The following is a 20171-nucleotide window of genomic DNA, read 5'->3' on the forward strand; positions in this document are numbered from 1 at the left end:
AGACTGTGGCTTTTTACAGGGGTATCAAGATTCACTCCTTAGCTTGTGAAAAGAGGGATATATGAAAGAGATTGCCCTTTATATTGAAAAATGGCTTTCCGATTACTGCCGTGAAGCCGGTTTGAAGGGGTTTGTAGTGGGCGTTTCCGGTGGAATTGATTCTGCTGTAACATCCACTTTATGTGCACGCACCGGACTTGATGTTATCCTGCTTAATATGCCTATCTATCAGGCACCAGAGCAGATATCCCTTGCTTCTGCTCATATTGACCGGCTTGTGGAAAGCTTTGGGAATGTCAGGGGGGAGACCATTGACCTGACCCCTGTATTCCAGCAGATGGAAAAGAGTCTGCCTTCAAAGATTCAGGATGCTCTTACAATGGCAAATACAAGATCAAGGCTTCGTATGGTCACACTTTACGCCCAGGCCACCCATCACCGGATGCTTGTTGCAGGAACAGGAAACAGGGTTGAGGATTTTGGTGTGGGGTTCTATACTAAATATGGTGATGGTGGTGTGGATATATCTCCCATTGCCGACCTGATGAAGACAGAAGTTTTTGCCATGGGACGCTATCTTGGCATCCATGAAGATATACTCAATGCACCGCCCACAGATGGCTTGTGGGAAGATGGCAGAACTGATGAATCACAGATAGGTGCCACCTATCCAGAACTTGAATGGGCAATGTGCTTTGAAGAAGCCCCAAAAGACATGTCACTGCTCTCCATACCCCAGCAGAAGGTACTTGCGATCTACAGAAAATTTAACCGTATGAACCGACACAAGATGGAGCCGATTCCTGTGTGTAAAATCCCTGATGATTTGAGGTTGAACGAATGATTTCTACCATTAAGGGTTTTATGTAAAGGTTTTATGTAAATGTTTAAGTAACTGGTTGTTTTTATAAGGACTTTCAATACTTAGGTTGCGGCGTGAATCCGCCTTGTACGTTATATGAGGTTACGTAAAATATGACAATTCCCCATGATGAAGAGCTGCTTGAAGAGTTCAGACAAAAAGGTTTTTCTGAAAAAAGAGACAGGCGTGAAGGATTTGCATGGAGCCTTGATTTTTCATCTCCTTATATTGCAACTGCCATACATGCAGGTCACAATGTTTCAGGATCAATGTTGCCGTTCATGAATATGACACCGGCAAGGCGGCTTTTTGAAGAGGATTGTGCCACAGATATCATGATTCATGGCCTTTCAAACTGCGTCTGGGGACTTGAGTCAAGAGCTGTCTATGATCTTAACCGTTCACCGGAACTTGCATTGCCCCTTACACCTGAAAAATTTTGGGGAGCAACGGTTTACAAAGAGATGCCGCTTCCGGAGCTTAATCGCCGTAACATTTCAGCTTACGAAGAGTTTTACCGATTTGTTGGCACATGCATCACATTTATTCTGGAAAAATTTGACTTCTGTATTATATATGATATCCACTCCTACAACACAATACGTCAACTGGAAAAGAGAATCTTTAATCCACCTATCTTTAATCTTGGTACAGCCCTTGTTGACAGACAAAAATGGACTCCTCAGATTGACCTGTGGCTTGAGCTTCTTTCTAAGATTGCTCTGCCCGGCATGGAGACAACGGTTGCCGAAAACCATGTTTTTAAAGGAGAAGGTGAGTTTTGCCGTTGCCTGACTGGATGGGATTCAAGGATTCTTGTGCTGCCAACGGAAGTTTCAAAAATCTATATGGACGAGATGGATGGCAGGTTATATACAGATGTGGTGATTGCTCTTCAAAAGGGAATCGGGGATGCTGTAAAGGCTCATCAGGCCGGTTTGGCTTTCTGAAACTGGCATTTTTCATTCTCGTAAAGGCTCATCAGGCTGGTTTGCTTTTCTGAAGTTGGCATTTTTCATTATAGTAAAGGCTCATCAGGCTGGTTTGGTTTTTTGAAATTGGCATTTTTCATTCTCCCACAAAAGATAGTTTGCTCTTTTTTTGTGGTAAATCCCTGGAAAACAGGGCTTTTTTCAGAAAGATTGAAATCAGTGTGAAAGATGCCTTGAATATTTTTTATTTTACAATTTTTTAGATAAGGAAAAACAGATGTCGAAATCAATTGGTATTGACCTCGGTACCACAAATTCCGTGGCTGCCATAAAGAGAGTGCATACAGAAATTATAAAAAATAGTGAAGGTGACGATTTAACCCCTTCATGTGTCACCCTTAAGAGCAAAAAGGGTGTAATGAAATATATAGCAAAGGAAAGTTTTGTTGTGGGACGCCATGCCCTGGAGTGGATGAAACAGGATCCTGCAAATACCGTTACTGCTGTTAAGCGACTCATGGGCAGAAGCATCAATGACCCAGATGTCAAAAAAATTATTGCAGACAGGCGACACCTGAACACCATAACAACACATTCCCGTGGTACTGAAAACAGCCTTGCAATTCTTCTTGGTAAAAATGAGTACACTCCGGAACAGATATCTGCAAAGATTCTGGAAAAGATTCACACAGATTCAGAAAAAGCTCTTGGTGACACCATTGAATATGCTGTTATAACTGTCCCTGCATATTTTAATGACAAGCAGAAACACGCCACCCGCAATGCTGCTGCCATTGCCGGAATGAAGGTGCAGCGCCTGCTTCCTGAACCCACGGCTGCCGCCATATCCTTTGGCGTTGACAGTGTGGGAGTCGATGATGCAAAGACCGTTCTTGTTTTTGATTTTGGAGGTGGAACCTTTGATCTTTCGGTTCTTACAATAAGTGGAGGTCAATTCATTGAGCAGGGCAAGGGCGGTAACATGTGGATGGGCGGTGAGGATATTGACCAAAAAATCATTGATCATGTACTTCATGAGACAGCAGAAGAGTATGATATAGATGATATCCAGGCATTTATTGATGGCCAGTCAATATCAGACAAAAATCGTTTTTCCGCAGAGCTTAAAAATGCAGTGGAGCAGGCTAAAATAGCTTTAAGTGAAAAAGATGAGACAGCCATTGAACTGCTTGGTATTCTAAAAGACAGTGACGGAGATCTCATTGATATTGATGTTGAATTGACACGGAATGAGTTTGAAACCATCATTTCCCCCATTGTTGCAGGAGCAATGGAACTTGTAAAAAATCTTCTTGAACAGATTCATTTTACGCCTGATCTCATTGACAATGTTCTTCTTGTAGGGGGTAGCTCCAAAATTCCATGTGTGATAAAAGCTGTTAAGGAGCTTTTTGGTGAAGAGAAGGTTCTTCTGCATGATCGTCCCATGCTTGCCATAGCCGAAGGGGCAGCAATTTTAAGCCATCGCCTTTCTGATTCATATGAATGTCCGGGGTGCGGACGTGAAGTTTTACAGTCAGACAAAACATGCCCTGGTTGCCAGTTTGACCTTGATGCCCATGTTGCATCACACAGTGTTTACGATATTATACATTCTGCTGCCCATGACTATTACATTGTCCTTGAAAATGGTGAAAAATATCTTTTGATAGAGAAAAATACACCTCTTCCATGTGAACAGAAAGAGATGTTCAACCTTGTTCATCATGAACAGCGCCTTGTTCATATGAAGTTTGTGAATGTTGTCAATGACATTGAAGAGAGTATCGGGGATTTGTGGCTTGGCATTGACGATGAGATGCAGGAGTCACTGTACAGAAAAAAGTATGAAAATGAAAATATGAAGCTCAATGCCTCAGATGGAGATGAAAATGGAGACAGTGAAAAAAAAGAAACTGAAGAGGATGTAAAGAGCGATGAAGGCGTTGATCCTGAAAAACCTTTGACAATTGAGGTTAGCCTGAAAATTGATGAAAACAACATTGTTGAAGTTGGTGCATCAATTGTGGAAATTCCTGAAGCTGAAATTTCTAAAAATCTTTCACGAGGCAAGGCAGATGAAAAGCTTTTTGTGGAGCTTGAAAATCTCATCAATGAAACCAATACCTCGGATGCAGATGATTATGTTGCTCTTGAGGTTACAAGTCGTACAATAGGAATTATCAAGGATATCAACAAGGTTATTGATGAAAAAACAGGTGGGGTAATTGAGCCTGTATATGATCTTGCATTTCAAAAAATTGATAATACCCGAAAATTGTCACAAGATGGCCTCACATGTCAATCTTTGATCTACTATTGTGAAAATGTTATAAGCAGTTTTGGCAATATTCTGCCGCCTGGAGATATTGTGAAGTTGAAGAAGCGTACAAAACACCTTGAAGAGATGATGGAACGGGGATCTTATAAAGAAAATGTGGATGCCTATAATGCTCTTGATAATGCCCTTGACAAGATGCCTATGGTCACTGCGCTTATGACAATTAAAAAAGCGGGTGGCCTATGTTTGGAGCATGAACCTGCAAAGGCACCTCTTTTTCTATCCGCCATTCAGGGGCTTCTCTCCCTTGACGAGGGAGCAAGCGAAGATAGAATACAAGCAGGATTTGACAAAATTATTAGTACATTGCCCCTGGCACATAATATTATTGAAAAGTATGACTATCAGAAAACAACTATTTACAAGGGGATTACAAAATAGTTAAGCCGTTGGAAATAGAGTGCCCTGTATGTGGCCTTGAGAATATTAATGCAGATCAGGATACCTGCCCCCAGTGTGATTCTGATCTATCATGTTTCAAGGTGCTTGATTCCTTTTACGATGTCATGGACAACAGACTGAACGGCGGGGAAGCTGCCGCCTCAATGACTCCTCCCCATGAACCACAAAGTGGTAAAGCATTTAAGTCTTTATACAGTGATTCTGATAAGTCTTTATACAGTGATTCTGATAAGCCTTTATACAGTGATTCTGATAAAAAACATGAAGAGTCGTTATCCAATGTAGTGGATGACGATTCTTTTGATTCTCATGATGAATCACTGTCAGAAGAAACGGATAAAGACTTTTTTGATTTTCCTGAAAAATCACAATCAGAAAAAATGGATAGGGACTCTTTTGATTCTAATGATGAGTCATCATTAGAAGAAATGGATAATGAATCTTTTGATTATTTTGATGAATCATTATCTGATGAAATTGAGGATGATTTATCTGAAGAGCTTAGTGACGAAATAATGAGTTATCTTTCAGGTGAAATCTCATCTGATGAAGAGTTAGAGTCTGCAACAGATGGATTTGAAGATCAGTTTTCAGATGACGCTGAAGATAAATTTTTCGATGAAACTAAAGATATTTTTTCTAATGACTCTGAAGGTGGCTTTTCTAATGAATCTGAAGATGATTTTTCTGATGACTCTGAAGGTGGCTTTTCTAATGACTTTGAAGATGATTTTTCTGATGACTCTGAAGATGGTTTTTCTGATGACTCTGAAGATAGATTGTCTGATGAAGTTGAAGGTGCATTATTCCATGAAGAGGGTGATACTCGTTCTGACCAACAAAAATTAAAATATACGGACGACCCCATTGAATTGGGTGATAAGTCACTTGCTGACTCCTTTGAAGATGAAGTTTTGCAGACAAAAGAGGTGTTTGAGAAGGGCAGAAATGCTAAAGATGAAGATGAGTATTATGAGAGTATTGATAAAATGGATTCAGGTTCTGCATTAAGGGAGCTTGTTGCCCATGATGATGAAGAGAACTCTTTGCCCCAGGCATTTAAAAAAAGCTCTCGAAATTATCTTTTCTGGCAACATGTCGCGCTTTTTGTTTTGTTACCCCTGCTGATTATCATGACCTGCTCTGCTGTTATCCTCTTTTTGGGACGAAATGAATTTATAACCGTTAACGAGCAGCTCTCTAAAACTGTACAGGTAATATTTGAATCTGAAAACAGAGTTACAAAAAAGATTCAGGAACTTGAATCCATTGTTTTGCACAACAGGCCTGATCTAATATATTCGGGAAGGCTTCAGGAAACTTCCAGTGAAGATGCAGCTAAAGTTCATCAACAAAAGGCAGACAAGGTTAATATTGAATCAGAAGATGAAGTATTAAAAGCATTAATAGATGTAAAGCCTAAAAAAGAGGCCATAGAGCCTGAATCTGAAAAGTCAGAGTCGATGAATACAGAGCTTGAAAAGGACAGATTGGTAGATATTGAGCCTGAGAAAGAGAGAGATATAGATGCAGAGCCTGAAAATGAGAGCCAAATAGGTGCGAAACCAGAAAAGGCGAGTCAAACAGGTGTGGAACCTGAAAAGGAGAGTCAAACAGGTGTGGAACCTGAAAAGGAGAGTCAAATAGATGCAGAACCCCAAACAGAGAGACAGATAGAGGTAAATTCTGAAAAAGAAGAGCCTGTAGAAGAAGCTCAAAACAAAAAAAATATTGAAGATGCTCGGATAGATGACCAGAATAAAAATATAAAACATATAAAGGCTGTTAAGCAGAAAAAAAGAGACAGTGTTAAAAAAGCAGTCAAACAGCTTCCTGAATACTCTTTGTCAAAGGAGAGTTCCAGCGAAGATTGTTTTAAAATATATCACGCCCATGACAGTGATACGCTTTGGAACATTGCACAAAAGGTTTATGGTTCAGGCCGCTGGTATCCGGTACTTCTTGTTCATAACGATAATCTTTCCATTTATAATATAAGCAGCATAAATAAAATCAGATATCTTTGTGATAAAAAACTTGTACAAACTCTTTATAACCAGCAGTTTTATCGTAAAAAAACAGGAGGAAAGATTGCTCTGTTTTGGCACTATAAAGTGAAACCTGGAGACACCCTTGACACCATAAGGCATCAATACTGCCCCAAGGGTTTGAAGGAGCAAGATTGTATAGAACAAATAGATCTGCCGGCACCCGGAGAAAAGATTCTGATTCGTCTGGAGTAGGAGAATATGGCAAAAAAGAAAAAAAGCGTTGAAGCTATCCTTGCAAATGCTGAAAAGTTTTTTGACAGGGGAAATTTCCAGCTTGCCCAGCGGGAATTTGAAGCAGCACAGAAAAAACTGCAACGTGATGATATAGCGGAAAAAATACAAATCTGCATGTTGGAAAACAACAACACAAGGGCAAAGGAGCTTGTCAAGAAAGGGAACAGGGCTTTTGCAAAAAAAGATACTGAAGGTGCCCTGGTTAATTTCAGAGAGGCATTATCTCTTCAGAGTGAGCCGGAACAATGGCTTATAGATAAAATTACTTCCCTTGAAAACGAACACGCTGCCGAATGCGCTGATTCAGATGCCTCTACAGCAGAATCAGAAGGTCGTTTTGCTGAAGCTGCATCCTTGTATGCTGTTGCAGGGGAAAAAATGGATGACAGCAAACTTCTTCTGAAAAGTGCATTCTGTCTTGTGAAAGCAGGTAGCTTTGAGGAGGCAGTGAAAAGATTTAGCTCTGTAATTAAACGTGATGATAAGTTTCAAGGAGAGGAACATCATCGTTTTATATATTCGCATGGATTTGCACTTGCAAAAACTTCTGATTTTCATGGCGCACTTAAGGCATGGAGTGACCTTCCCATAAAAAACGAAGCTTTTCAGCAGCAGATAAAAGATGTTTTTGCGCTGGCTGTCCATGATTTCCTGAAATCTGTTAATAGCTCTTCTCTGTTTGATGAAACATCAGAACCGCTTCCTGATGAGCTTAACCGATATTCTGAACAGGCGAGAAGTCTGCTTGCCTTTTCCCCTGAAGATGAAAAAAATTCTCTTAATGTCACGATTGAAAAAATTATAAAATGTCTTAATTATGAGCTTATTGAAGCTGGCTGGAAAAATGAGGATTATGCAAAGGTATTGGATATTATTGGACAGATGCCGGACATAACTGCTTCGGAATTATTATCCATTAAAGCCAGGGCAGCTTTTCACCAGTGTGAAAAAGATCCATCTTTTCTTGATACACTGGTTTCCTGCTGGCTGAAAGTAATCTACTCCATCAATACATCTTCAATATTTTCACTTGAATTTTCTGAGCGGGAAAAAGTTCAGAAAAAGCTCGTTAAAATGGGTGAAGCACTTGTTGCTTCCAGCAGCAGAACACCTGCTGCAGCATCTGCCTCAAGACGATTTCAGCTTGATAAAAAAATTGTTAATCAACTTTTTGAACTTTGCAAATATGCCGGAGTAGTGGATAGTTCACGTTCAGAACTGGTTGCTGTTCCAGGAGATGCAGCATCTTCCGGATTTTCTGACGAGATAAGGGAATTTATAGTATCAAACAGAGATTTTTTTAATGATAACGGGCACTATCTTGAAACTGGCGCATACTACTCCACAGCCTGGGAAGCCATGTATTGCATGAAAACAGGTGAACTTGAAAAGGCAATTGCTATTATTGATGCTCTTCCTGATAAGAGTTTTGATGATGAGTTCTCAATTTACACAAAGCAACGCGTCAATTATGAATACGGAAGATGGGCAATTGAGAAGGGTAAAAAGGATTTTATTCGTTATTTTGATGAAACTCACCTGCTTTTTGAAACTGAGCCTGCCCTTGAAAAGGAGCTGATTGGCTTTCTCCATGAATATCAGGAGTTAGAAATTTTGAAAAGGTATGAACAGCTCATTGCCGTGCTTCATGAGCGCAGTTCATCCGAAGAGATACGAAAAATTTATTCGTTGGTCATGATACAGTCAGCCATAGGCCGCTCAAACAATGGAGAGTTGCATGAACGTGTATTAAAGCGCGTTGCACGGGAAGCACTCTCTCTGGATCCTGAAAATGAATATGCCATTGAAGTATCTTCCACCATTTTAATAAAAGAAGAAGTTGAAATGATGATGGCAGCAATGTCCAGACGCAAATTTGCCAAAGCCAGCAGGATTGTAATGGAGTCTGAACATGAAGAGGTTCACAATATGTATTTTGAGTCAATGAAAAGACATGCTGAAATCTGCGAGGAGCATTATCTGGAAGATCCTGAGTTTGCTTTGGTTCTGATGCAGGAGATGTATGAGTGGGTAGAAAACATCGACCCTCTCCATGATGTAACAATGTATATGGAAAATTGTCTTGAAAAGTGGATGAGGAAGTGAAAATGAAAAATCCGTTTGTAATATTGGATGTTGACAGGTCAGTTACCCAGAAAGACATTATCCTTGCTGTTTCCAGGGCCATGCGGGAGAAAAAATACAGTGCCGCTGAAATAGCTGTGGCTCAGAAAACACTGCTTGATCCTGTTTCCAGGGCATGTGCATCTTTTTTGTATCATATTGACTTTGGTGATAAAAAGAAAAAGATTTGTGGAAGCATTATGGATGATTATGAGCTACTTACTAAAGCTGATGAAGATGCTTTGAATAACAATTCTCTTGAATATCTTGACCTGTTTGACTCCTGATTAAGGCCATGATGGCTCACAGCCAAAATCGAAGAAATGAAAGTCTTTATATATCAGTATTTTATGGAGGCTTTCTAATAAAAAAACACACTACATGGACAGCATGAAGCCCATTGCCCCCCAGAACAACATGTTGGAACAAAAAGAGTATCTCAGAGAAAAATTTATTTCATTTCAACGAAAAATAGCAGACCAGAAACATGAACTTGCCAGGTGTCAGGATGAGTTCAGGCAGCGTGAACAGAGTTACTACATGAATCTCTTTGAAATTCTGGATGCTTTTGAGAACATTGATGCTACCCTTGAATCCAAAAAGGATGAGCTGGATAAGACAGCAAAAATGCTTGGTCGTAATGTTCGTTCCATACATAAAAAGACTAAACGCCTTGTAAAGTCAGCGGGTATTGCTGCTATTGAATTCCCTGACAACAGGGCTGAGATGTCATTATGCAAAATTGTTGAAACCCGCCAGGATCTCACTCTTGATAATGAGACAATTCTCTCTGTTGTTAAAAATGGATATATCAACATTGAGGATGGCACAGTGCTTCGCAAGGCTGAGGTTGTAACTGTTCTCAACTGAGTCTGACAATGCATTGTCGGTAATATGAGGTTGTGATCAGGGAAACTTGTTTGGTTTCCAGCTTGGTAAAAAGGGCTGGAATCGAGGAACCGTATGCGGGAAATCTGCACGTACGGATCTGCGGGGGAGGCGTTGAGTAATCAGTGCCTCTACCCGGACTTTTAGTGAGAGATTCCCTCAACTCAAAGTTTTCTATCCGGAAAGTGTAAACTGGGAAATGAAGCTTGCCATTTTAGCGACATATTTGAATTGATTTTGTAAAGATAAATTATGATTATCTGATTAAGAGGCTGAGTTTTTTTGATTATGACTCGCTAAATATTGTTTCACCTATTTACCTCACCCCCCAGCCCATACGCATCAAGCTAAGGTTTTCAAAGCCTTATCAGACGGGTTTTTATAATTTTTGTTGTTAATATGTTGATTTTATATTTATAATAAAAACAAAGCCTTATATTTTTAGCTTGATGCGTATGCCCCCCAGCCCCCTCTCCATGACTGGAGAGGGGGAGTTTGGGTAAGTTATTTCAGACTCATTCCTAAAGACAGAATTGAAGATCGAATGACAATGATGAAACTTGCAGGTTCTGAAGTTCATCTTGATGAAGACGGCTCCATTAGAAAAAGAGCAAGTGCAGAAAACAGAAACATCCTTGCAAAGTTAAAGGGTGGTGACAGAATGGCAATCAAAAGGGTAAAGGAAAATAAAAGTGTAACGTAAAAGTATAAGCTGCAAAATTTTGATCTGATTACATGTTTTGTGGTTAATTTGGTTAATAGTGAATAGAAGTTATCGGATCAAAGCTATCTTGCACAATTCAAAAGTATCAAAGGAGAAATAATTATGCAGGCATATTATGAAATAGAGACAGAAATTCCAGTTACTCATCAGCTAAATATTAAACTTCCAGATACTATACCCGTGGGGAGAGCAAAAATAGCTATTATTTATGAAGTAACAGAAGTTCAATCTGATAAGAAAACCATGATGGCTGATTTTCTTAACAATCTTCCTGACAATCCAACAGGAGGCTGTTTAACTAAAGACGAGATAAAAACTTATATACAACAAGAACGTTCAAGTTGGGATGATTAGAAATGTCGAAAATATATTTGGATAGCTGTATGATTATAGGCTTGATTGAAGGTGATGCTACGCAGCGTCAATTACTAAAAAAAAACTGTATACATCATAAGATATACAGCAGCGAGTTAGCACGTTTGGAGACTCGTTTATTAGCTATTCGTAATAACAATCAAAATCTTTTAAAACAATTTGATCGTTTTTTTGTCGCGTGTGAAATTATTAATTTGGATCGTGATGTTTTTGAAAGAGCAACACTATTAAGATCAAAAAATAATATTAAAACACCAGATGCACTTCATATTTCCGCAGCAATTGAAACAAATTGTCATGAATTCTGGACAAATGACAGCCAATTAATAAAAGCAGCACGTCAATATATTGAAATGGTAGATTTTGAAGTATTGAAGACAAGAAACATCACAAAATAATCTTATATATTGTGGCTAATCATTGCATTTGTTAGTTGTGTAATAACCTGTCGAGGTACTCGCCCAAAGGTAATGAGTATAAAAAGAAGCCGGGATTCTTCCGAAGATGGGGAACTTTCCGACAGTGACTCTCTATCTTTTTATATGAAAGTCTCGGTAACAGCCTGTTTTTAAAACGACTTTCATTGTTTCGATTGTGGCGGTCATCAGCCATGTACGTTATATGAAAGTCCCCGCAAATGGCTGTTTTCATAAAGACTTTAAACACTTCGATTGTGGCGGTGAGCCGCCATTTTGGGTATAAGAAAGTCCCCGTCTTTTAAGGATCTATAGGACTTTCATGCTTCATTGTGGCAGATAGATCTGCCATGGCCGTTATATGGCAGATTTTTTTGTCAAAATTCTATGGAACATCCTTTATTGACAAGGCTCTTGACATTTACTTGATGAAACGCTCTCCTTGTGCCTCATTAATTTACCTTGTATCTCATTAAAATCGCTTGTGAATCAATTTTCTGTATATCCATCAATTCAAGTTCCATATCTAATGCCCCTGAAAATAGAGATAAACCTTCTCCGAAAATTTTAGGAACAACCGTTACGTAGATTTCATCAATAAGTTTTTTTCCGGCAAAAAGTCCATTTATTGTTGACCCGCCTATCAGAGCTGCTGAGTCAAAACCTTCATTTTCAAGTTCATTTAAAATTTCTTCCGGTGTCCTGTTTGAAAAAACAAGATTCTCATCATTGCTGACCCTGGAGGTGTTTGAGGTCATCACTATATTTCTTCTCCGTGGCAAAACCTTACCTATGGTGTCAAAGGTCTTTGAACCCATTATGATAACCCCTGCCTTTTTTGTAATATCAACAAATACTTTTTTGTCTGCACTGCCTGTCCAGTCAACTTCCTCAAGTGAGTGCCTTGCAATTTTGCCGTCAAGTGTCATTGCCATTACCAGGATTACTTTGATTTTTCTTTTCATTGCATACCTTTTTTTTGTAAAATTTCCAGAAGCTCTTCATCAAGAGGAGATGATTTTCCCGTCTGTTGATTTGTATAGACCCAGACAACCTCACCGGTTGTACGGGGTATCATCTCTTCATCAGCGTAAATTTCAATGTAGAATGTCAGGCTTGAGCGCCCGATTTTTGATATCCTGACATAAACATCTATATTTTCGTCAAAAAAAAGAGGTGCCTTGTACTCCACAAGTGTGCGGACTGTATGAAAATCATTTCCTGTTTTATCAATATTGCCCATATAATCAAATGGCAACCATCGAAAATACTCTGTAATTGCAGTATCGAAATAGGTAAGATAATGGGCATTGAATACCACTTTCTGGGCATCGACTTCTGAATATCGAATTCTAAACGGATGACAGAAACTAAAATTTTCTCTGGCCAAAAATCTTACTCCTTATTCTCTTCAACAAGACAGCAAAATCTGTCACATTTAAGCTCTGTACCTGATATGGGGCATTTGATTGTCATTTTGTTTTCAGTTACATCAATAACCTCCCAGTCACCATTTCTTTTGGAGCCCTTAATATAAATTTTTTGGCCAATTTTAAATGGGTATGGTGTAAATACTGCTACATTGTCTTTCATGGTTTTTTCCTTTATCGTGAAAATGACTATTATTTTTATACTTGGTGGTGATTGATACGTAATCCTGTCCGTTTACCTTGAATTTCCAGGAAATGAATTGGATCTATTTGCTTAGCAGCTTCAGAGACTCTTCAAGTGAACGGGATATCAGAGGAACAGGTTCACCAATTGATATAAGCTCTGGTGTCACCATTGCACTTCTGATAATAATTTCAACACCGCTTTTGTGAACATCAAACAGGATTTTTGCATATTCAGGATCAATATCTGCTGCCGGCATAAAATAATCCGCATCCATACGTTGTACAAGAAAAAATATTACACCCCGATTCCCCTCTTCAACAAGTCTTTTCAGCTCAAGGAGATGCTTTTGTCCCCTTGTGGTGACAGCATCTGGAAAACGGGCTATCCTATTTTGCACAAGAGTGCAATTTTTTACTTCCACATAGCAGTCTGGTTGCAAATAAATATTTACATTGCCATTGTTGTGCTTTTCTTTGTTTTTCAGGAAATTATTATCACTGTCCATATTTGTCAGTAAAATATCAAGGCGGGTATGTTCGCTGGTTTTTATTTCAGGTTTAAATGCAGTGTAGCCGGAAAGTTCAGGTACAAGGCCATGTGCAATGGAATCCTTTACAATTTTGTTGGGCACAATGGTATTTATTCCAACAAGACTTTCCGGCATTTCAAGAAGCTCCCATGTATATTTGAGCTTTCTTTTTGGATTATCACTGATGGAAAGCCAGGCTTTTCTTCCTGGCTCACAACACTCCCTCATTGAGCCAGAGTTGGGGCAATGGGCAGTGACAATGGAACCGTCATTAAGCCTGATATCAGCAAGAAACCGTTTGTATCGCTTTATAAGTGTACCGGTTATCAGGGGAGGCAGCTTATATCCTTTGTAGTTATCATCGGGCAGAAAAGGCATTTAGATTTTTCCTTGTGTGATTCTGATTATTCAAATGTCCGGAGCAGGGTTAAGGTCAATCAAGATTGCAAAATTTTACAGGATCACTAAAAAACAGGATTTTGATAAAGGGCAGATACTGTGGCTTCAAGGGTTTTGACGTTCATATCAGGGTGAATTCCAAAACGAGTCAGGGAAAAGTCATATTTAACAGGATCTTCAGGGCAAATTTTTCTGAATCCTTCTGTTATCTCAAGAGCTGTCTTCATATTGGCCTGTTTTCTTTTGGTGAAACCAAGCAGTTTTCCAGCATGATGCATATGTGTATCAAGAGGGATAATAAGCATATCCGGTGGGATTTCATCCCATCCGCCTGGATCCACTTCATCTTTTCTTACCATCCATCGAAGAAAAAGATTAAGGCGCTTGCAGGCGCTTCCCTTTGCCGGATCAGGAGTCAGATGAGCTGTCTCACCTTTTGATGAAAGCTTTTGGACAAAGGAACACATTGCCGGGATGATATTTTTGTTTTTAATGTCTTCACTTTTAAGGCCAGACATAAAAGTTGTTTGAAGTGATCCGTATTGAGACAGATTTGCCTTGATTGCATTAAGGAAATTTGCAATATGATTACCATTTGTAAATCTGTACCTGAAGTCAGAGAAATTCTTGGCAATATCTGCCGTCACCCTGTTTTGAAGATAATCATATGGGGCATTATTCATTATTGACAATACTGTGCTGACAGCCTTGATAATCTGTTCTACCCTTCCATAAGCAAGCATTGCTGCAATAATTGCTGCAATTTCTCTTTGGCCATCTTTTTCGGGGTAATCGTAAAGGAACTGTAGCGGGTCAGGGGAGACAAGTTCTTTTTTGTGATAAGATGCATGTATTGTTTCAAGTATATTTCTTAGCTGTTCCTGGTTTTTTGGAGTAATATTGTTGACATTGGTATTCATGGGTCTGTTAGGGAAAATCCTTAATTATATGAAGCTGTTGAATTAAAAAAACTACAGTAAATGGGTAATACAAAGGGTCGCCGTCATTGTAATCAGGTACTAATATTTCAAGAATAACATAAATTGTCTTGACTTGAAATAGAGTGAAAAACTAATATGCCCGTCAGTCGTTTTTGCTTAAAATTGGTGTTTGGATAAATAGCAAAGGATCATTTTATTATGCTTAAGGAAAAAAAATAGGTTTTGTTGGAAGCGGCAACATGGGAGAGGCTCTGATAAGCGGCCTTGTAATGTCCAATGCCGCATCACCTGAAAATATCATCTGTTCTGATATTAACCAGGAAACACTTGATGAAATTCATGAAAAATATGGGATCAGAACAACAACCAGCAACATTGAAGTTGTGCAACTTTCTGATATTATTATCTATGCTGTTAAACCACAGATTCTTGGCAAGGTATTTAAGGAGACATCAGATACTCTTGATAGATCAAAATTGATAATATCCATAGCAGCCGGAGTGCCCCTTGCAGCAATTGCCGCAGGTCTTCAGAAGGAGCTTCGTCTTATAAGAGTTATGCCCAACATATGTGCCTTTGTTAAAGAGAGTGCAACAGCAATTGCCGCAGGTGATTATGTGGAAGAGGGAGATGTTGAGCTTGCAAAAGCTATTTTTGACTCTGTGGGTATAAGTGTCTTCATACGGGAAAACACACTCATGGATGCCTTTACCGGTTTGAGCGGAAGTGGGCCTGCTTATATATTCATGATTGTTGATGCAATGGCAGATGCAGGTGTTAAAATGGGGCTTTCACGGAAAAATGCACTTCTTCTATCTACCCAGACCGTTCTTGGTGCTGCCAAACTTCTTATGGAATCAAAGGAGCACCCAGGACAGCTAAAAGACAGGGTAACCTCCCCTGGAGGAACTGCCATTGCAGGTATTCATACCCTTGAAGCAGGTGGTTTGCGAACTACCATTATAAATGCTGTGGAATCTGCAACAAACCGCTCCATGGAACTTGGAAGGGCAATGATTGAAGAGTTTGAAAAGAAAAATGGCAAATAGTGTTCTTGCAAGGTTTAATTGTCGAGTGGTGAACTCATTAAGCCTTTGAAATGTATGAAAAATCACCCGAAAATTTAAACTTTAAGAAGCTACGCCTGTCAATTTATAATTGTTTTTCGGATTGACAAAGGCGTTCTATTGCCCACAACGCTCCATTTCTGAGGGGAGCATATTCAAGATAATTGCCGTTTTTGTCAACGTAGGAGAAGAGAATATGGCGGTATTCACGGGCAAGCCTGCTGTTTTGTGCCATTATTTCACCCATGGCTTCAGGAGCGCCCCATCCTATGCCGCCTGATTCATCATTGAGGCTCCACATAAGACGCCTCATTATGATCCTCGCTGATTCTATGTCATTATCAGCCATTCGGTTTACAACTCTGCCCATGGCTTTTACTGCACGCCATTTTATAGATTCGTTGCTGTGCTGTATAAATGAAAAAAGTGGATTTACAACCTGTCTTCCAGGGATATTCACAATGTTTTCAAGGGATATCTCTTCATCTTTCATTGTCAGCAGATCATACACTTTTTGTTTCAGTTTTCTCATCCCATGATATACAATCTCCTCTGCAAGTTTTTATGGCATCCTTAATGTCTTCAAGAAGTGAGGGGTTAATCAGGTTTCCATGGTCATCATAAAGAAGCTGTTCAACATTTTCGGATACTTCAATGTAGTCTGAGCTGTTTTTAATAAAAACATCAGGGCACAGTTCAACGCATATGTCGCAGAGAACACATTCACTGAGATCAATTACAGGTTTTCCATGTTTAATCATTTCATACATCCTTCAAGGAGATATATTCTGTTTTTTGGGGTTTATTTAACTTCCCCAAGCTCCCACTTGGAAGTCGGTAAGAGGTGGCTGGAGGTGAGATGAATGGACAAGTTATTAAAAATCAACTCCCAAGTTCATTTCCACCAGCCCTTTTTGATATGTGCCTCCTTCTCCAGGGTTGCCAGTTGCCTGAGTTTGAAACCGGCATCCAGCAGGGTGCCGTAAAGCACCCCACAACTGGAGTCAAGCCGTTCGTCATTACCTTTGTAAGCAAGCTGTATCATATCGTCGGCAAGTTCAAGGGTCTTTTGGATGTTTCGGTCACACTCTTTTTTAAGCATGGAAAGAAGCTCTCCGTTTTTGTTTGGATCGTTCCTGAATCTTTTTATTATGAAAAAAACTTCATGCAGCAAACATACCAATAGCGAAAAATAATTTTTTAGTGAAAAATGATTGTTGCATTGTAATTATAGAAACATCTATGTTGCTGTGGCACAGCAATTGCTTTTATTGTCATGATAATTTTTAGGTGCAGAGTTAGGCATCCTTCATTTGACCCCAAAAGTACTTTACACTTTTTGTGAGAGATTCCCGCAACTCAGAGTTTCTATCCGGAAAGTGTAAACTGGGAAATGAAGCTTGCCCAGAGTTATCTATAAGGATTAAATTTATTAAAAGGAGTTTTACATGGAAAAAAAAGTACTTGAAGCATTGAAAAAAGCAGGTAAACCGGTTCGTCCGGGTGAAATTGCAGAACAGATTGGAGTTGACAGCAAGGATGTTTCAAAAATTATTGCAAAATTTAAAAAAAGTGGTGAGGTAATTTCTCCAAAAAGATGTTATTATTCACTGCCTGAAGTTGGAAAGTAACTTTTTGATATGGATTTTGATCTTTGAATTATTAATTTTTTATGGAGGATTATGATGGATCCTGTCTTTCTTTCCCGGTTGCAATTTGCTGCTGCTACCATGTTTCATTTTCTTTTTGTACCGTTAACCCTTGGTCTTTCAATTATCATTGCCTATATGGAGACACAATATGTCCGTACAGGTGATAAACTTTATCTTCAAATGACTAAATTCTGGGGCAAAATGTTTCTTATAAATTTTGCTGTTGGAGTTGTGACAGGTATTACCCTGGAATTTCAGTTTGGCACCAACTGGTCCCGTTACTCAGAATATGTTGGTGATGTATTTGGCTCTCTTCTTGCCATTGAAGCATCTGTGGCATTTTTCCTGGAATCAACATTTATAGGAATATGGGTATTTGGCTGGAAAAAACTCTCTCCAAAGGCTCATGCTGCTGTTATGTGGCTTGTGGCCATTGCAGGTAACCTTTCTGCAGTATGGATTTTGACTGCCAATGGCTTTATGCAACATCCTGTTGGATATACAATACGTAACGGCAGAGCGGAAATGACAGACTTTTTTGCTCTTTTGTTTAATAAATTCAGCCTTCTTGAGATTTTCCATGTATTGCCTTCTGCCTGCCTTCTTTCTGCCTTTTTTGTAATGGGTATAAGTGCCTGGCATCTTCTCAGAAAACAGCATGTTGAATTTTTTCAAAAATCTTTCAGGATTGCCCTTGTGTTTGGTCTTGTATCCTCCCTTCTGACTGGGTTCACTGGTGACCTTCACGGAACCCATGTAGCAGAGGTTCAACCTGCAAAGCTTGCTGCAATGGAAGCACACTGGGAGACCCAGGCAAATGCACCCATTATTACCTTTGCCATTCCTGATGAAAAAAGTGGTAAAAACCTTGTGGAATTTGGAACTATCCCCGGGTTATTAAGTTTCCTTGGATACCACGATTTTAATGCAACCGTCAGAGGAATAAACGATTTTCCTGTTGATGAAAGACCTCCTGTTTTTATTACCTTTGTTGCATTCAGAACCATGGTGGGACTTGGAACTTTTTTTATTTTCCTAATGATTTATGGTTGGTTCCGTCGTGACAAACTTATGGAATCACCCCTTTTTCTCAAAATTATGCTTTTTTCAATCCCACTTCCATATCTTGCAATAGAGATGGGTTGGGTTCTTGCTGAAGTTGGAAGACAACCCTGGATTGTCTATGGCCTGATGAGAACATCCGATGCTGTATCACCGGTTGCAGGATATCAGGTTATGATATCCCTTCTGGCTTTTGTGGTTATCTATTCCCTTCTCGGAGGTGTTGCCTACTATCTTATTGGCAAACATGCCAGAAAAGGCCCTGCCATCAGTTAGTGCCTCTTCAAGTTTTAACTGTCGGGTAATTTTTTCAGGCAATTAAAAGGTTCAATGAGTTTTCTACCCGGCAATCAAAGCTTGAAAGGAGACTTAGGATGGATTTTTCCAAATAACCATGATGAAATGGAAAACAATAATATTTACAGGAGTGTATAAAAATGATTCTTGAAACAATATGGTTTTTTATCTGGGGGCTTTTGTGGGCGGTCTTTTTCATGACTGACGGCTTTGATTTTGGTGTTGGTACACTTTATCCCTTCCTTGGCAAAACCGAAGAGGACAAAAGAAGCATGATAAATTCCATAGGCCCTTTTTGGGATGGCAATGAGGTTTGGCTGATCACAGCAGGCGGAGTAACCTTTGCAGCTTTTCCAAAGGTTTATGCTGTAATGTTTTCATCTCTTTACACCCCGTTGATGCTTATTCTTTTTGCATTGATTCTAAGGGGTGTGGCATTTGAGTTCCGTGGTCAGATTGAAAGCCCCGGATGGAAAAGGATATGGGATCTCTGTATTTTTATTGGCAGCTTTTTTCCAGCACTTCTTTTTGGAGTGGCATTTGCCAATATTTTCAGAGGAATACCATTTGATGGGCAGGGGCTTTATCATGGAAACATACTGATGCTTCTTAATCCATATGGAATTCTTGGAGGAGTTCTTTTCCTTCTTCTTTTCATGCTGCATGGTGCCAACTGGCTTGCCATGAAGACAGACGGTGACCTTAAAGAACGTGTTCTTGTGACCGCAGATAAAATCTGGATGGCACTTGTACCTGTTGCTGTTCTTTTTCTTGTTGCAACATGGTTTGCAACTGATCTTTATGCCAATTATCTTGCCAATCCTTTTTTCTTCATGATCATAGTATGTTCTGTGGCATCCCTCTTTACAGTAAAATTCTATCTTGTAAAAAGATCTTTTTTTAAAGCATGGGTTGCATCGGCATTGACAATTGTAAGCTGCACCTTTTTTGGAGTAACAGGTCTTTTCCCAAGGCTTTTCCCTTCACTTATAGATGCCCAGTACAGTCTGACAGCTTTTAATGCATCATCAAGCCCAATGACTTTGAAGATAATGCTTGTGGTTGTTGTTGTATTTATTCCTATTGTTATTGGATATCAGATGTGGACATACCGCCTGTTTAAAGGTAGATTGACAGAAGATGAGATGGAGTATTGATAAAGTTACCTGTAAATGATATGAATGTACCTTTTTGAAGTAATTGCTTTTTTTGTGAAAAGGAGTGGAATAATGAATATTGACAGAATAGTTTTTGTCAG

General features: G+C 39.3%; 22 protein-coding genes. 14 read left to right on the forward strand and 8 right to left on the reverse strand.

Annotated elements, in window-relative coordinates; genetic code table 11:
* The first annotated feature begins 61 nt into the window (after positions 1-61).
* The 10 genes from nadE (at position 62) to MTBBW1_RS14575 (ending at position 11331) form a co-directional block, all read left to right on the forward strand.
* Complete coding sequence (gene nadE / locus MTBBW1_RS14530) at positions 62-844, forward strand: NAD(+) synthase (protein WP_080804489.1); 783 nt, start codon at positions 62-64, stop codon at positions 842-844.
* A 131-nt stretch (positions 845-975) separates the two neighbouring features.
* Positions 976-1812 carry an N-formylglutamate amidohydrolase gene (locus tag MTBBW1_RS14535; RefSeq protein WP_080804490.1) on the forward strand — a complete coding sequence of 279 codons (837 nt, stop codon included), beginning with the start codon at positions 976-978 and terminating at the stop codon, positions 1810-1812.
* 259 nt (positions 1813-2071) lie between these two features.
* A complete protein-coding gene (locus MTBBW1_RS14545) occupies positions 2072-4516 on the forward strand; it encodes an Hsp70 family protein (protein WP_080804492.1) in 2445 nt (814 codons plus the stop codon).
* 8 nt (positions 4517-4524) lie between these two features.
* The gene (locus MTBBW1_RS14550) at positions 4525-6780 is read left to right on the forward strand and encodes a hypothetical protein (protein WP_080804493.1); all 2256 of its coding nucleotides are present in this window, start codon (positions 4525-4527) and stop codon (positions 6778-6780) included.
* A gap of 6 nt (positions 6781-6786) precedes the next feature.
* On the forward strand, positions 6787-8928 hold the full coding sequence (locus MTBBW1_RS14555; RefSeq protein ID WP_080804494.1) for a hypothetical protein: 2142 nt from the start codon (positions 6787-6789) through the stop codon (positions 8926-8928).
* Positions 8929-8930: 2 nt separating this feature from the next.
* A complete protein-coding gene (locus MTBBW1_RS14560) occupies positions 8931-9233 on the forward strand; it encodes a hypothetical protein (protein WP_080804495.1) in 303 nt (100 codons plus the stop codon).
* Between the two features lie 103 nt (positions 9234-9336).
* The gene (gene grpE, locus MTBBW1_RS14565) at positions 9337-9816 is read left to right on the forward strand and encodes a nucleotide exchange factor GrpE (protein WP_186441322.1); all 480 of its coding nucleotides are present in this window, start codon (positions 9337-9339) and stop codon (positions 9814-9816) included.
* Positions 9817-10378: 562 nt separating this feature from the next.
* Entirely contained in the window at positions 10379-10537 is a 159-nt protein-coding gene (locus tag MTBBW1_RS28415) for a hypothetical protein (protein ID WP_186441324.1), read from the forward strand.
* Positions 10538-10660: 123 nt separating this feature from the next.
* The gene (locus MTBBW1_RS14570) at positions 10661-10912 is read left to right on the forward strand and encodes a hypothetical protein (RefSeq protein ID WP_080804497.1); all 252 of its coding nucleotides are present in this window, start codon (positions 10661-10663) and stop codon (positions 10910-10912) included.
* A gap of 2 nt (positions 10913-10914) precedes the next feature.
* A complete protein-coding gene (locus MTBBW1_RS14575; protein WP_080804498.1) occupies positions 10915-11331 on the forward strand; it encodes a type II toxin-antitoxin system VapC family toxin in 417 nt (138 codons plus the stop codon).
* A 470-nt stretch (positions 11332-11801) separates the two neighbouring features.
* Here MTBBW1_RS14575 and MTBBW1_RS14580 read toward each other — a convergent pair whose 3' ends face one another.
* The 5 genes from MTBBW1_RS14580 to MTBBW1_RS14600 all read right to left on the reverse strand — a co-directional run bounded on the left by MTBBW1_RS14580 (position 11802) and on the right by MTBBW1_RS14600 (position 14814).
* A complete protein-coding gene (locus tag MTBBW1_RS14580) occupies positions 11802-12314 on the reverse strand; it encodes a dihydrofolate reductase family protein (RefSeq protein ID WP_245809398.1) in 513 nt (170 codons plus the stop codon).
* Entirely contained in the window at positions 12311-12739 is a 429-nt protein-coding gene (locus MTBBW1_RS14585; RefSeq protein ID WP_080804499.1) for an acyl-CoA thioesterase, read from the reverse strand. Before MTBBW1_RS14585 ends, MTBBW1_RS14580 begins: the two co-directional genes overlap by 4 nt.
* A gap of 5 nt (positions 12740-12744) precedes the next feature.
* On the reverse strand, positions 12745-12942 hold the full coding sequence (locus MTBBW1_RS14590; RefSeq protein WP_080804500.1) for a hypothetical protein: 198 nt from the start codon (positions 12940-12942) through the stop codon (positions 12745-12747).
* A 103-nt stretch (positions 12943-13045) separates the two neighbouring features.
* Positions 13046-13873, reverse strand: a complete 828-nt coding sequence (gene sfsA / locus MTBBW1_RS14595; protein ID WP_080804501.1) for a DNA/RNA nuclease SfsA — start codon at positions 13871-13873, stop codon at positions 13046-13048.
* Positions 13874-13959: 86 nt separating this feature from the next.
* Positions 13960-14814 (reverse strand): TIGR02757 family protein, encoded by an 855-nt coding sequence (locus MTBBW1_RS14600; protein WP_080804502.1) that lies wholly within the window; start codon positions 14812-14814, stop codon positions 13960-13962.
* Positions 14815-15050: 236 nt separating this feature from the next.
* On the opposite strand from MTBBW1_RS14600, the gene proC reads away from it, so the two are divergent.
* Positions 15051-15884: a pyrroline-5-carboxylate reductase gene (proC, locus tag MTBBW1_RS14605; protein ID WP_281255646.1), complete on the forward strand. Its 834-nt coding sequence runs from the start codon at positions 15051-15053 to the stop codon at positions 15882-15884.
* A 103-nt stretch (positions 15885-15987) separates the two neighbouring features.
* Here the strand turns inward: proC and MTBBW1_RS14610 are convergent, their stop codons facing one another.
* The 3 genes from MTBBW1_RS14610 to MTBBW1_RS14620 form a co-directional block, all read right to left on the reverse strand.
* On the reverse strand, positions 15988-16434 hold the full coding sequence (locus tag MTBBW1_RS14610) for a DVU0298 family protein (RefSeq protein ID WP_080804504.1): 447 nt from the start codon (positions 16432-16434) through the stop codon (positions 15988-15990).
* Complete coding sequence (locus MTBBW1_RS14615; protein ID WP_139786778.1) at positions 16406-16663, reverse strand: ferredoxin; 258 nt, start codon at positions 16661-16663, stop codon at positions 16406-16408. The genes MTBBW1_RS14610 and MTBBW1_RS14615 overlap by 29 nt, the downstream gene beginning before the upstream one ends.
* 134 nt (positions 16664-16797) lie before the next feature.
* The gene (locus MTBBW1_RS14620) at positions 16798-17004 is read right to left on the reverse strand and encodes a hypothetical protein (RefSeq protein ID WP_080804598.1); all 207 of its coding nucleotides are present in this window, start codon (positions 17002-17004) and stop codon (positions 16798-16800) included.
* A gap of 346 nt (positions 17005-17350) precedes the next feature.
* On the opposite strand from MTBBW1_RS14620, the gene MTBBW1_RS14625 reads away from it, so the two are divergent.
* The 3 genes from MTBBW1_RS14625 to cydB all read left to right on the forward strand — a co-directional run bounded on the left by MTBBW1_RS14625 (position 17351) and on the right by cydB (position 20070).
* A complete protein-coding gene (locus tag MTBBW1_RS14625) occupies positions 17351-17533 on the forward strand; it encodes a transcriptional regulator (RefSeq protein ID WP_080804506.1) in 183 nt (60 codons plus the stop codon).
* A 54-nt stretch (positions 17534-17587) separates the two neighbouring features.
* Positions 17588-18892 (forward strand): cytochrome ubiquinol oxidase subunit I, encoded by a 1305-nt coding sequence (locus MTBBW1_RS14630; RefSeq protein WP_080804507.1) that lies wholly within the window; start codon positions 17588-17590, stop codon positions 18890-18892.
* Positions 18893-19053: 161 nt separating this feature from the next.
* Complete coding sequence (cydB, locus tag MTBBW1_RS14635) at positions 19054-20070, forward strand: cytochrome d ubiquinol oxidase subunit II (RefSeq protein ID WP_080804508.1); 1017 nt, start codon at positions 19054-19056, stop codon at positions 20068-20070.
* The last annotated feature ends 101 nt before the right edge of the window (positions 20071-20171 follow it).

This window comes from Desulfamplus magnetovallimortis (assembly GCF_900170035.1).
GTDB lineage: Bacteria > Desulfobacterota > Desulfobacteria > Desulfobacterales > Desulfobacteraceae > Desulfamplus > Desulfamplus magnetovallimortis.

Excerpts from the sequence above, each read along its gene's own strand:
- cydB (WP_080804508.1), top strand. The coding sequence starts at position 19,054 with ATGATTCTTGAAACAATATGGTTTTTTATCTGGGGGCTTTTGTGGGCG.
- MTBBW1_RS14630 (WP_080804507.1), top strand. The coding sequence starts at position 17,588 with ATGGATCCTGTCTTTCTTTCCCGGTTGCAATTTGCTGCTGCTACCATG.
- MTBBW1_RS14570 (WP_080804497.1), top strand. The coding sequence starts at position 10,661 with ATGCAGGCATATTATGAAATAGAGACAGAAATTCCAGTTACTCATCAG.
- MTBBW1_RS14615 (WP_139786778.1), bottom strand. The coding sequence starts at position 16,663 with ATGATTAAACATGGAAAACCTGTAATTGATCTCAGTGAATGTGTTCTC.
- nadE (WP_080804489.1), top strand. The coding sequence starts at position 62 with ATGAAAGAGATTGCCCTTTATATTGAAAAATGGCTTTCCGATTACTGC.
- sfsA (WP_080804501.1), bottom strand. The coding sequence starts at position 13,873 with ATGCCTTTTCTGCCCGATGATAACTACAAAGGATATAAGCTGCCTCCC.
- MTBBW1_RS14560 (WP_080804495.1), top strand. The coding sequence starts at position 8,931 with ATGAAAAATCCGTTTGTAATATTGGATGTTGACAGGTCAGTTACCCAG.
- MTBBW1_RS14555 (WP_080804494.1), top strand. The coding sequence starts at position 6,787 with ATGGCAAAAAAGAAAAAAAGCGTTGAAGCTATCCTTGCAAATGCTGAA.
- grpE (WP_186441322.1), top strand. The coding sequence starts at position 9,337 with ATGAAGCCCATTGCCCCCCAGAACAACATGTTGGAACAAAAAGAGTAT.
- MTBBW1_RS28415 (WP_186441324.1), top strand. The coding sequence starts at position 10,379 with ATGACAATGATGAAACTTGCAGGTTCTGAAGTTCATCTTGATGAAGAC.
- MTBBW1_RS14575 (WP_080804498.1), top strand. The coding sequence starts at position 10,915 with ATGTCGAAAATATATTTGGATAGCTGTATGATTATAGGCTTGATTGAA.
- MTBBW1_RS14620 (WP_080804598.1), bottom strand. The coding sequence starts at position 17,004 with ATGCTTAAAAAAGAGTGTGACCGAAACATCCAAAAGACCCTTGAACTT.
- MTBBW1_RS14535 (WP_080804490.1), top strand. The coding sequence starts at position 976 with ATGACAATTCCCCATGATGAAGAGCTGCTTGAAGAGTTCAGACAAAAA.
- MTBBW1_RS14545 (WP_080804492.1), top strand. The coding sequence starts at position 2,072 with ATGTCGAAATCAATTGGTATTGACCTCGGTACCACAAATTCCGTGGCT.
- MTBBW1_RS14610 (WP_080804504.1), bottom strand. The coding sequence starts at position 16,434 with ATGAGAAAACTGAAACAAAAAGTGTATGATCTGCTGACAATGAAAGAT.
- MTBBW1_RS14625 (WP_080804506.1), top strand. The coding sequence starts at position 17,351 with ATGGAAAAAAAAGTACTTGAAGCATTGAAAAAAGCAGGTAAACCGGTT.
- MTBBW1_RS14600 (WP_080804502.1), bottom strand. The coding sequence starts at position 14,814 with ATGAATACCAATGTCAACAATATTACTCCAAAAAACCAGGAACAGCTA.
- MTBBW1_RS14590 (WP_080804500.1), bottom strand. The coding sequence starts at position 12,942 with ATGAAAGACAATGTAGCAGTATTTACACCATACCCATTTAAAATTGGC.
- MTBBW1_RS14580 (WP_245809398.1), bottom strand. The coding sequence starts at position 12,314 with ATGAAAAGAAAAATCAAAGTAATCCTGGTAATGGCAATGACACTTGAC.